The following is an 11,950-nucleotide window of genomic DNA, read 5'->3' on the forward strand; positions in this document are numbered from 1 at the left end:
GCTGCAACCGATGCCGGGGTTGGGTTGCGGCCGCATATCAAGACCCATAAGTCGACCGTACTGGCACGGTTGCAACTCGAAGCGGGAGCCGTTGGGCTGACGTGTGCCACGCTATCGGAAGCGGTTGGCTTGTCGAATGCTCGTGTCGGCGGCGATCTGTTTGTAGCAGTTCCGTTCTATCCGTCACCGCCGAAGTTGGCCCGGATTGATCGACTGCTGGAGGCTGGTTGTGACCTGGCTTTGGCCGTCGACAACCTATCCGTCGCCGGGTTGCTGGCCATTCGATATCCCGATGGAGGTCCCCGGCTCATCGTCGAACTCGATAGTGGGCTTCGCCGGTCGGGGGTAGCTCCAACGGAAGCCGTAGCCGTGGCGGTGGCATGTGGAGATCTTTTCGGAGGAGTGTTCACCCACGGGGGACATGGTTACCCGCCAGGGGCGGCTGCCGGGGCCGGTGCCGATGAGCTCCGGGTGCTCGCTGAAGCTAAGAGCGTTATCGAAATAGCCGGCATGCGGGTCCCCTTCGTGAGCGCCGGCTCGACACCAACGATGCCTTACGGTATGAGTGCTCCGATCACGGAGGTGCGACCGGGGACCTACATCTTTGGCGACTGGCAGCAAGTGAGCAACCGCTCCATGAACCTTGAAGATGTCGCGGTGACCGTGATGGCCACCGTCATCAGTACGCCTTCTTCGGATCGGTTCGTGCTCGATTGCGGGGCCAAGATCCTCTCAAAGGATCGCCCGGCGTGGGTTGAAGGCTACGGCCACCTCCCGGAGATACCTGTAGCAGTCATCGAGAGGCTGTACGACAACCACGCAGTCGTGTCGACCGGTGGGGATCGACCCCCAATGGTCGGCGACCAGTTGAGAGTGATACCGAACCACGTTTGTCCCGTGATCAACCTCGTCGATCAGCTGTTGCTTTCGACCGGCGAGGTCATCTCCGTGGACCTGCGGGGCCATCTTTCCTAGGCGCCTTGATCACCAGTTCGTCTGGCGCATACGGCGAGGCGAAATTGGAGCGGCCTCTTCGGACGTGAAGACCTCCTGATCTTGCCGGCATTCGGTGGCTTCCGGCGCCGGAGTGGTTTCCGGAATCGGCCGAATTTGTCCGAATCGTCGAATCTCGCCTCGAATTGCGGGCCTTTCACCACCTGACAAGATCCCGGCCGTCATGGCCCGTACAAAAGCTTGGTCGATTCGTTGTCCCCTTGGTGAACTAGTGAGCGGCCAACTGGCACCTATAAAGAGACTGAATGCCGGAGTTATCGCTGACCTAACATGCTCGGTTGTGGGATACACACGGCAAGAACTTGAAGCGTTTCGAGATGCCACCGTTCCCGATCTGGTAATACCACCGGTGAAGCTCTTGTTCGTCGGTATCAACCCGGGTTTGTGGACGGCGGCGACCCAGACGCACTTCGCATACCCGGGGAATCGGTTTTATCCGGCACTTTTGAAAGCGGGGATTGTCGATTGGCCGACCGACCCGTCGGCGGGCATGACCGACGATGACCGACATCGCTTCACCCAGCGGGGCCTGGGGATATCGAACGTTGCGCCGCGGGCGACTGCCAAAGCTTCGGAACTGTCGAATGAGGAACTGAGACAAGGTGCCGAGCGATTGATAGCCAACATCGAGATGTGGCGCCCGGCGGTTGTCGCGATCGCAGGTATCACCGCGTATCGGACCGGTTTCAGGCGACCGAAGGCCGTCATGGGCCGTCAATCCGAGCTGATAGGTCATGCCGAATTGTGGGTTTTGCCGAATCCGAGTGGCTTGAACGCCCACGAATCGGTTGACTCGCTAGCAACCTGGTACCGCAAAGCTGCCGATGCGGCCGGCATCACCATCAAGGAGATTGCATGAGTCGAGGCCTCGTGTATGAGCTCATTGGCTACCTCGCTTCGGCGCTGGTGGTTACCGCCCTGCTCATGACCTCTCTACGTCGTCTTCGCATGGTCAGCCTCGCTGGAGCGCTGGTTTTCACGACGTACGCCACACTGATCGGGGCGGTGCCTCTCATTGTTGTGAATGTGAGCATCATGGCTATCAACGCCTGGTCGTTGTATCGCATGAGTCAGGTGACGGACTATTTCTCGTTTCTTTCTACGGGCCCCGATAGTGCGTACCTCAAGCGGTTTCTTGAATTCCACGGGAGCGACATCGCCAACTACTTCCCGTCCTTTTCCATGCCGGAGAGTGACTGCCGGGCGATCTTCGTGTTGCGCGATCTCGTGCCTGCCGGGCTGTGGATCGGCCATGAGAGTGGGCCAGACGAATGGCAAGTGAATCTTGACTATGCCATTCCCCGGTTTCGAGATTCGAAGATTGGCCGCTACCTGTATTCCCCGGACGGCCCGCTACCGAAGGCCACTTTCAAAGTTGCTGCGCCGTCGCAAGGCCACATCGCCTATTTGAGGCGGATGGGATTTGTCGAAAGTCCAGACGGGTGGTTCGTGCGGCCGGAATCCTGATCCGAATCCGGGTCACGACCGGTGGAGCGGCCAATGGATTCCTATGTGTAGATCGGGTTAGGGCTGGCGCCGGTCGCTTTGTCGGCGGTCTCCCTTGCGGCGCTCACCCATGCGCCGTTCGACGCCTTCGGCAGGAGCTTCGGTTTTGGTTCGGCGTTCGGCGCGCCGGCGTTCTTCGGTTCTGCGGCGGGTCTTTCGTCGCTCGTCCTCTGGTCCTTCTCGCATTTCCGCTTCCCCTCACTCAGATGGTGTCTGGTTGTTTTGGTCGATTGGAATGTTTAGGAAGTTGGCCGAACCAAGGATACCGCGCCAGGCATGCGAAATCAGGATGATTGGGGGTGCGGTAAAAATGCAGTGGTCCCGACGTTCCACCGCTCTCAGGTGACCGCTAGATCGGTGTGTTGTGGCGAACGCGATCAGTTCACCCCTGTGGATTCCGGTCGATTGACCCACGGTCACTATCCGACTGAAGGGGGGCTTCCAACGGCGCCTGGTCCGAGTTGTCCCGGTTTCCCAATTGCCTTCCTGACCACGATTTTTCCAACTAGGGTTCGGATATGGCCTCCAGAACGCCCATAGGACAGATGCATCTGGACGGCCGCGTGATTGTTCACGTCATCGATTCCCAGGCGGTGCTGAGTCCTGAAGATGCCCGTGAGGTTCAGAGGGTCACGGTCGAGCTGGCTGGTAGTGCTCCAGTCGCAGTGTTGGTTGATATGCGCGAGATGGAGTTCGCCGGTCGGGATGCCCGGGGAATGTTCAGTGATGATCTGGGTGGGGTAGAGGTGGCGACGGCCCTGCTCGTGAGCTCCGATATTTCCATTGCATTGGCTGGCCTGTTCAAGAAGTACCAGTCTCCCGGCCGGCCGGTCGAAGTGTTTTCCGACGAGGTAGAAGCTTTGGCATGGGCTAGGGCCCGCGCTGAGGGCAGCTGATCCGACGTACGCCGGCCACCGCACTCGGGGAGGTCCGCCGGGCGAGTCGAGTGGATCGGCCTAATTGAGGTAATCTCAAAACGGGTCTTCCAACGGGAGACACGTTGACTGTTTTGGAGGATGCTCATGCCCGGATTGCTACCCGATGTCGACCCGGACGGCCTACTCGAATATTCAGTGGTTTACACCGATCGAGCTGTGAACCACATGTCGCAGTTGTTTCAGCTTGCCATGCGGGATATTTCGGCCACGCTCAAGACGGTCTATAAAGCGACCACCGTGGCTGTGGTACCAGGAAGCGGAACGTTTGGTATGGAAGCCGTCGCCCGCCAGTTTGCCAACGGAGAGCATTGCCTGGTCCTTCGAAACGGCTGGTTCAGCTATCGATGGACTCAGATCTTCGACGCCGGTGGGATTCCTGCGTCACATACGGTTCTCAAAGCCCGGGCTATCGAGGAGGGACGGCAGGCGTTTTTTGCGCCCGCTCCAATTGATGAGGTTGAAGCGACCATCGCCTCCGAACGGCCCGCCGTTGTGTTTGCTCCCCATGTCGAAACCTCCGCCGGAATTATCCTGCCTAACGATTACATTCGGAGAGTTGCCGACGCGACGCACGCCGTCGGTGGCCTCTTTGTGCTGGATTGCATTGCGTCGGGCACGATGTGGGTCGACATGGCAGCGCTTGGAGTTGATGTCCTGTGTAGCGCTCCCCAAAAAGGCTGGAGTGCTTCGCCTTGTGCCGGCCTGGTCATGATGAACGAGCGAGCCCGCGCCAGGATGGAAAACACCGCTAGCTCGAGCTTCGCGTGCGACCTCAAGAAGTGGACCGAGATCATGGAAGCCTATGAGGGTGGGGGCCATGCCTATCACGCCACCATGCCGACCGACGCCCTGATTGTCTTTCGGAATGTCATGTCCGAGGCTGAGATGTACGGGTTTGAGAATCTGAAAGCCGAACAACAAGAACTCGGTGACCGGGTGAGGGCTCTCCTTGGCCAGTTCGGGTTCAAAAGCCTGGCCGCTCCCGGGTTTGAAGCTCCAGGGGTGGTGGTCGCCTACACCGATGACCCGTCGATCAAGAACGGATCGAAGTTTGCCGGCGCCGGCATACAGATCGCCGCCGGTGTACCGCTGGCGTGCGACGAACCAGCCGACTTCTCGACGTTTCGCATGGGGATATTTGGCCTCGACAAACTGCACAACATCGACCGGACGGTCGCGTTGTTGGAAAACACCCTTGGAGTTATTCTGAGCTCCTAGGTCCTTCCACGAAGTCTTAGGCATAGTCCTCGATCGGGACGCAGGAGCACACTAGGTGACGGTCCCCGTAACCCCCGTCGATCCGTGACACGGGTGGCCAGTACTTCCGACCGGTGTGCGCCGATCCCGGGTAGGCACCCTGCATGCGGGGATAGGCCCGGTCCCAGTCTTCGGTCATCATGTCGCGGGCAGGGTGAGGAGCGTGGCGCAGGACGGATTCTTCAACCGAGACCGTGCCTGACTCGACCTCGGCGATCTCCTCGCGGATCTGCAACATGGCGTCGATAAACCGATCCAACTCTTGCTTGGATTCCGACTCGGTTGGCTCGATCATAAGTGTGCCGGCAACCGGGAAGCTCATGGTGGGAGCGTGGAAGCCGTAGTCGATGAGTCGTTTGGCGATGTCGTCGACGGTTACTCCCGAGTCGTGGGTGATGGGCCGGATATCGATGATGCATTCGTGAGCAACAAACCCGTTGGTTCCCGTGTAGAGGACCGGGTAGGCATCCGACAACCGTTTGGCGATGTAATTGGCATTCAGGATGGCGACTTCCGTCGAGCGTCGCAGGCCGGCTTCGCCGAGCATGTGGATATAGACCCAGGGAACGGGAAGCACACCGGCCGAGCCGTAGGGGGCCCCCGAGACCGGGCCCTGCTTGGTACCGAGGTCCAATTCGGGATGTCCCGGCAGGAATGGGGCAAGGTGGGCTCCGACACCGATCGGACCGATGCCGGGTCCGCCCCCGCCGTGGGGGATCGAGAAAGTCTTGTGGAGATTCAAGTGCGAGACGTCACCTCCGAAATGTCCCGGTTTGGCCAATCCGACCAGGGCGTTCAGGTTGGCTCCGTCGACGTAGACCTGGCCTCCATGGTCATGGACGATCTGGCAGACCTCCCCGACGGTTTCTTCAAACACTCCGTTGGTGGACGGGTAGGTAATCATGATGGCTGCCAACGACGCTGAGTGCTGTTCGGCTTTGGCCCGCAGGTCACCCAAGTCGATCTCGCCCATAGCGGTGGTTGCGACCACGACCACTTCCATGCCGGCCATGACTGCCGATGCCGGGTTCGTGCCATGGGCCGATGCCGGAATCAAGCAGACATTTCGGTGATCGTCTCCCCGGCTTCGGTGGTATGCCGCAATGGCCAACAAACCAGCAAATTCGCCTTGCGATCCGGCGTTTGGCTGGAGACTGAACGCTGAATACCCGGTGATCGAACTCAACCACCGTTCGAGATCGGCGATGATCTCCTGGTATCCGACCGTCTGATCGGACGGCGCGAACGGGTGGATATAGGCAAATTCCGGCCAGCTGATCGGTTCCAGCGCGGCGGTGGCATTGAGTTTCATGGTGCACGACCCGAGTGGAATCATGGCCCGGTCCAGCGCCAGATCCTTGCTGGCCAACATGTGCATGTAGCGCAGCAGCTGCGTTTCAGAATGGTGAACATTGAATACCGGGTGGGTCAAAAATTCGGTGGTCCGGGCCACCGACTCGGGAATGCCAGACGGGGCATCGGCGACCAACTCGACGCCGAATAGCTCACAGAGCGTCTCGAGGGTCTTCTCAGACGTCACCTCATCAAAGCTCATTCCGATGGTCTGAGAATCAAGGTAACGGACGTTGATCCGCTGGGCGGTGGCTCGCTCCATGAAGTTGGATGCCCCGCCATCGATCGTGACTTCAAGCGTATCGAAGAACGATGAGTTTTTCACGACATGAGCAGACCCTGTGAGGCTGGCGGCGATCCGGGCAGCTTTGGTGTGTACCCCGGTGGCGATGTCGGTCAGGCCATCCGGGCCGTGGTAGACGGCGTACATCGACGACACGATGGCCAGTAGCGCTTGAGCAGTGCAGATGTTGGAGGTGGCTCGCTCCCGCCGGATGTGCTGCTCGCGGGTCTGGAGTGCCAACCGCAGGGCGGGGCGACCTTCGGTGTCCACCGACACGCCGGCAAGTCGACCCGGCATCGAGCGCTTTAGATCGTCGGTGATGGCCATGTAACCGGCGTGGGGGCCACCAAAGCCGAGCGGGACTCCGAATCGCTGGGTGGATCCCACCACCACGTCTGCTCCGTAGGTTCCTGGTGCCTCGATGAGGGTCAGTGCCAGGATGTCCGCAGCCACCGCCACGGCTACTCCTGAACCGTGGGCGTTGTCGATTGTCGCCTTGAGGTCGGGTATCGAGCCCCGCTCACCCGGGTATTGGACGATCATGCCGAAGAAGCTGTCGTCGATATCAGCGGGATCGCCGATGACGATTTCAAGTCCTAGCGGGTCGGCCCGCGTCTCGAGAACCGCAATTGTCTGGGGAAAACAAGCCCGGTCGACGAGGAATCGGTCACCATTGCTGCCCTTGGTGGATCGGTGGATCAAGGTCATGGCTTCGGCGGCGGCGGTGGCTTCGTCGAGGAGCGAAGCATTGGCAATATCCATCCCGGTCAAGTCAGCAACCATGGTCTGGAAGTTCAAAAGCGCCTCTAGGCGTCCCTGAGAGATTTCTGGCTGGTAGGGGGTGTAGGCGGTGTACCAGGCAGGGCTTTCGATGAGGCGGCGCCGGATTACCGCCGGGGTAACCGTCGAGTAATACCCCTGGCCAATGAGTGATGACATCACTTCGTTCTTGGCTGCGATGTCTCGCAGTTTCTTGAGGACTTCGACCTCGGACAAAGGTTCGGGAGCGTCCATTTGTTCGTCGCGGATCGAGGCCGGGACGGTTTTGTCAATTAGTTCGCCGAGGGTGCTGACGCCGACCGCAATGAGCATCTCATCAACATCTGCGTGGCGGGGTCCGATATGTCGGTCTACGAATTCCATGATCAACCTCGGTAGTAGTTATGGGGGACGAATGGGAGTTCTGTCACGGTCATGGGGATCTCCTTGCCTCGCTGAAGGGCAATCACAACCTGGCCGGGATCTTGAAACCGGGTGGGTACGTAGCCCATCGCAATGGGTCCGTCGTAGCTGGGGCCGAAGCCGCCGGAGCTTACGAAACCGATTTCGTCACCGGACTCGCCGAGAAGCGAGGATTGCTCCCGCACTGGACGTTTTTCTGAGACCAAGCCCACCCGGACCCGGAGGGGGCTGCCGGCGATTTGTTCCTGAATGATCTCGTCACCGGGAAAGCCGCCGTCAACCCGGCGACGCTTCTGAATCGCCCACAAGAGACCGGCCTCGATGGGCGTGATGTCGGGTGTCAGCTCGTGACCGTACAGGCATAGTCCTGCTTCGAGGCGCAGCGAGTCGCGGGCGGCCAGTCCCGCCAATCGGACCCGGGAATCGCTCAGGAGGGTGTTGGCGATCTGATCGGCGTCGGCCGCGTCGGCGATGAGTTCGAACCCGTCTTCTCCCGTGTAGCCCGATCGGGATGCCCAAACCTTCGCTCCACCGACATCGACCGAAGCCCCGAAACCGAACGAGAGATTGGCGAGTTGGGGGGAGTGGAGGAGCATAATGTCGGCTGCCAGCGGCCCCTGGATTGCCAGGATGGCGGTGTCGAGCAGGGAGGAGACGTCACAGAGGTCGCTGATGCGGGCACGCAGGTGCGCCAGGTCGTCGTGTTTGGTGCCGGCGTTGACGACCAGTTGAAGGTAATCGCCCCGGTTCGTGACCATGAGGTCGTCAAGCACCCCGCCCGCCTCGTTGGTGAAAAACGTGTAGCGGGCCCGATCAACAGCCAGCTCGGAGAGGGCGGCGGGTACCAACGATTCGAGTGCGGAAGCTCGTAAGTCGCCACGGATCTCTATGACACCCATATGGGAAACATGAAGAGGGCGGCTGAAGTGCGGCACCATTCGTGCTCGGCTACTGCTCCATCTTCATATCGCATTGGCATGTCATAGCCGGCGAATGTCCCGAAGCGGGCACCGGCCTCGTCATGCAGGGAGTGGAGGGGGATCCGGATTGGTTCGGGCTGGGTTGGTTCAGACATGATGACCTTTGCGTGTGCGTACGTACAACACTCGCCCCGCCTGTCATCGGTGCCTGAGAGATTCACGTGCCGAGTTGCCTCGCCCACGCTTACTCCTTCGGCGAGGACCCTGATCCGAAGACCCGGTCCTGCTCTCCAGTAGTGCTTCCCAACGCGGTCCGGTTGCCTGAGAGGTTCCGGGGCGGTTGCTCCTTCGGCGATCACCTCGAAAGTGATCTCTCCCGCGCTGTTCACCAGCAGTGTGCACTTTACTCTATCGGACTCCGGCACGCCGACGCGAGGACCCTCACGATCGAGTGCGAGTACGATTCGAAATATCGGACCTGGATGCCAACTCGTCGGGTAGGTGCGTGTGTCCGGGCGAAAACCTTTGAGTGCGGCATCCAAACCAGATACGCTAACGACATCTGTAGAAGGGGTCAGTTCGATGAGCAAGGTTCCTGCGAGGATTGCCGGTTTCGGTGGGGTCGTGCTTGGCACCTTCGGTCTTTGGGCGATGATCCTGCCGGAGTCGTTTTTCGATCAGCTGGCTCGCTTTGAACCGTACAACCAGCACTTCATCCAGGACATTGGCGCGTTCCAGATTGGCCTGGGTGCAGTGCTCCTTCTGGCTATGCGTTACTCCGATTCCCTGGCCGCCGGGCTACTCGGGGTTGGTACCGGGTCGGCTGCCCATTTGGTCTCGCACGCGGTAGGGACCGACCTTGGAGGTACGCCTGCCCTGGATATCCCGGTATTCGCCGTGCTGTCAGCTGTGCTGCTTGTCGGGGGAGTCATGCGTGTCAGGCATCGACTGTTCTGAGTCAGATCGTAGGACGTTCGCCAAAACGCTGGTCACACCGATCGGTCGGGTCAGCCTTCCAACTCGCCGAGATATGCGTCACGCAGCTTCGGGTTGGCGAGCATCGCTTTTGCCGTGTCGGACATCACAATCCGACCGGTCTGGATGACGTAGCCACGATCCGCAATGGCGAGCGCCACGTTGGCGTTCTGCTCGACCACCAACACGGTGACGCCGTCTGCGTTGATTTGCTGGATGGTCTCGAAAACCTGCTGAACCAGGATCGGGGCGAGACCCATCGACGGTTCGTCCATGAGGAGGACTGATGGTTTGGCCATCAACGCCCGTCCGATGGCCAACATCTGTTGTTCGCCCCCCGACATAGACCCGGCTTTTTGCGCAACCCGCTCCTTGAGGCGGGGAAAGAGCAGGAATACCCGGTCGATATCGGTCAGGATCTCAGCCTTGTCTCTGCGCATGTTGGCGCCGATCTCAAGGTTCTCGCGTACGGTCATTTTGGCGAACAGCCGGCGATTCTCGGGCACCATCGTGATGCCTTTCGACACGATCTGCTGGGTCGAAAGGGTCTGGATCTGTTCGCCGCGTAACGAGATGGTTCCGGCCCTGGCCCGGACCATCCCGAGGATGGTCCGCAGCGTGGTGCTCTTGCCGGCGGCGTTAGAACCGAGCAAGCAAACGATCTCGCCCTCGTCCACATGGATATTGACTTTTTGGAGGACCTCGCTTGGTCCATATCCGGCGTCGACGTCGTTGACTGACAGGATGGCGGTCATAGGTGCGACTCCCCAGCGGCCTTGCCGAGGTAGGCCTCGATGACTTGCTTGTTGGTCGACACCTCGTCGTAGGTCCCTTCGGTGATTTTCTCGCCGTGATCGAGAGCGACGACCCGGTCGGAGACACTCTTGATGACCGGCATGTCGTGTTCGATGAGGATGATCGAATAACCGAGCTCAGATCGGAGACGGCCGATCTGACTAATCAATCCATCTTTCTCAGCCGGGTTCATTCCGGCCGCCGGCTCGTCTAGTAACAGAAGCTTGGCGTCGGTGGCCATGGCACGGGCAATTTCAAGTCGACGCCTGTCGGCGTAGGCGAGGTCGGAAGCAAGCGCATCCTCGCGTCCCGACAACCGATCCCCAAAGAACGCCAGCACTTCGCGGGCTCTTTCCTGGATTCGATCTTCTTCTGCTTTTGTTTTCGACGAACGTGTGAGCGCCCCCCACACCCCGGCTTTGGTCCGGGTGTGCTGGCCGACCATGGCGTTTTCGAGGACGGTCATCGCGTTGAAGAGCCTCACCGATTGAAACGTCCGTGCCATGCCGAGGCGGGTGAGGGCGTTGGGCTTGAGTCCTGAGATGTTGTGCCCGTCGAAGATCATGGTGCCCTCGTCGGGACTGTAGAAGCCGGTGATGATGTTGAAGAGGGTGGTCTTTCCAGCCCCGTTCGGTCCGATGACGCCGACGATTTCGCCGGGGTCGGCATGAAAGTCGACCTTGTTGACGGCTTGAACGCCACCGAAGCGAATCGACAATCCCTTCACGTCCAGGAGGTGGCTCATTGGATACCTTCCGTTGCCTCGGCGCTAAGTACGGACTTCTCGGGTTGGTGATCGGGTTGGTGGAGTTCGAGGGCTCGACGCTTGTCGGGAATCAGGCCCTCAGGCTTGAGAATCATGATGGCGATCAAGATGGCACCGTAGATATGCAATCTGAACTCGCCGAATTCGCGAAGCAGTTCGGGAAGTCCAACCAGGACAAGAGACCCAACGACGACGCCCGGGATGGAACCGATGCCCCCCAGTACGACGACCGCGAGTACGTTGATCGAAACCAGCAACGTGAACGAACCGGGGTTGGCAACGGACAGCTTGGCGGCGAAGAACGCACCTCCCAAAGACCCCACCGCCGCGCCTGTTGCGAATGCGAGCAGCTTGTATTTGATAACGCTCACGCCCATGCCTTCGGCGATGTCTTCGTCCTCTCGCATGGCCGCCCAGGCCCGGCCGACGCGTGAGGTCTTGAGCCGGTATGAAATAAAAAGCGCGAAACCAGCGAAGGCGTAGATGAGGTAATAGAGGATCTGCGGGTCTCTGGTGTTGAGCCCGAAGAAGGGAACCGCCGCTACTTCGGTCAGGCCTTGCGGGCCACCAAACTTGGCTTTCAGCCAATCGGAAAGCACCAAGGTCCGAATGATCTCGCCGAAACCGAGGGTAACAATGGCCAGATAGTCGCCTCGTAGACGTAGGACCGGGGCGCCAATGGCAACACCGATTATGACCGCGATGATGATCGTGATCGGCACCGCCACCCAGAAGTTGGTGTACCCGGCGACGGCCGGACCCGTGACCGACCCTCCCACGAGGTAGGAACTGCGAGCGGTGAGGATGGCCACCGAATAGGCTCCCACCGCGTAAAAGGCGACATACCCCAGGTCCAGCAGACCGGCGAACCCGACGACGATGTTCAGACCGAGACCGAGCAAGATGTACAAACCGACGAACCCGAGGACGTCTGAGACGAAATCGTTGACGATCCACGGCA

At 59.9% G+C, this 11,950-nt stretch carries 11 protein-coding genes, 1 pseudogene and 2 riboswitches; of the genes and pseudogenes, 6 read left to right on the forward strand and 6 right to left on the reverse strand.

Going from position 1 to position 11,950, the window contains the following annotated elements:
- The 3 genes from JJE47_00005 to JJE47_00015 all read left to right on the forward strand — a co-directional run.
- Positions 1-975 (forward strand): alanine racemase (locus JJE47_00005; protein MBK5265792.1); only part of this gene is annotated, 975 nt, incomplete at its 5' end.
- A 319-nt stretch (positions 976-1,294) separates the two neighbouring features.
- Positions 1,295-1,873, forward strand: a complete 579-nt coding sequence (locus JJE47_00010; protein MBK5265793.1) for a mismatch-specific DNA-glycosylase — start codon at positions 1,295-1,297, stop codon at positions 1,871-1,873.
- Entirely contained in the window at positions 1,870-2,481 is a 612-nt protein-coding gene (locus tag JJE47_00015; protein MBK5265794.1) for a YgjV family protein, read from the forward strand. Before JJE47_00010 ends, JJE47_00015 begins: the two co-directional genes overlap by 4 nt.
- A gap of 57 nt (positions 2,482-2,538) precedes the next feature.
- Here JJE47_00015 and JJE47_00020 read toward each other — a convergent pair whose 3' ends face one another.
- Positions 2,539-2,706, reverse strand: coding sequence for a hypothetical protein (locus JJE47_00020; GenBank protein MBK5265795.1), 168 nt, complete (start codon positions 2,704-2,706; stop codon positions 2,539-2,541).
- 359 nt (positions 2,707-3,065) lie between these two features.
- Here JJE47_00020 and JJE47_00025 point away from each other — a divergent pair, with 359 nt between their 5' ends.
- The gene (locus tag JJE47_00025) at positions 3,066-3,416 is read left to right on the forward strand and encodes a hypothetical protein (protein MBK5265796.1); all 351 of its coding nucleotides are present in this window, start codon (positions 3,066-3,068) and stop codon (positions 3,414-3,416) included.
- A 126-nt stretch (positions 3,417-3,542) separates the two neighbouring features.
- Complete coding sequence (locus JJE47_00030; GenBank protein ID MBK5265797.1) at positions 3,543-4,676, forward strand: alanine--glyoxylate aminotransferase family protein; 1,134 nt, start codon at positions 3,543-3,545, stop codon at positions 4,674-4,676.
- A gap of 16 nt (positions 4,677-4,692) precedes the next feature.
- Here the strand turns inward: JJE47_00030 and gcvP are convergent, their stop codons facing one another.
- Both gcvP and gcvT read right to left on the reverse strand, forming a co-directional pair.
- Complete coding sequence (gcvP, locus tag JJE47_00035) at positions 4,693-7,494, reverse strand: aminomethyl-transferring glycine dehydrogenase (protein ID MBK5265798.1); 2,802 nt, start codon at positions 7,492-7,494, stop codon at positions 4,693-4,695.
- A 2-nt stretch (positions 7,495-7,496) separates the two neighbouring features.
- Positions 7,497-8,608: pseudogene (gene gcvT / locus JJE47_00040) on the reverse strand (glycine cleavage system aminomethyltransferase GcvT).
- Positions 8,609-8,648: 40 nt separating this feature from the next.
- Positions 8,649-8,747, reverse strand: a riboswitch (glycine riboswitch).
- Positions 8,748-8,752: 5 nt separating this feature from the next.
- A riboswitch (glycine riboswitch) is annotated at positions 8,753-8,842 on the reverse strand.
- Between the two features lie 193 nt (positions 8,843-9,035).
- On the opposite strand from gcvT, the gene JJE47_00045 reads away from it, so the two are divergent.
- On the forward strand, positions 9,036-9,410 hold the full coding sequence (locus JJE47_00045; protein MBK5265799.1) for a hypothetical protein: 375 nt from the start codon (positions 9,036-9,038) through the stop codon (positions 9,408-9,410).
- Between the two features lie 50 nt (positions 9,411-9,460).
- On the opposite strand, the gene JJE47_00050 is transcribed toward JJE47_00045, so the two are convergent.
- The 3 genes from JJE47_00050 to JJE47_00060 form a co-directional block, all read right to left on the reverse strand.
- Entirely contained in the window at positions 9,461-10,183 is a 723-nt protein-coding gene (locus JJE47_00050; GenBank protein MBK5265800.1) for an ABC transporter ATP-binding protein, read from the reverse strand.
- Positions 10,180-10,968, reverse strand: a complete 789-nt coding sequence (locus JJE47_00055) for an ABC transporter ATP-binding protein (protein ID MBK5265801.1) — start codon at positions 10,966-10,968, stop codon at positions 10,180-10,182. The genes JJE47_00050 and JJE47_00055 overlap by 4 nt, the downstream gene beginning before the upstream one ends.
- The coding region (locus tag JJE47_00060) for a hypothetical protein (protein MBK5265802.1) at positions 10,965-11,950 on the reverse strand (986 nt) is incomplete at its 5' end. The genes JJE47_00060 and JJE47_00055, both read right to left, overlap by 4 nt.

This window comes from Acidimicrobiia bacterium, from assembly GCA_016650365.1.
Lineage (GTDB): Bacteria > Actinomycetota > Acidimicrobiia > Spongiisociales > JAENVV01 > JAENVV01.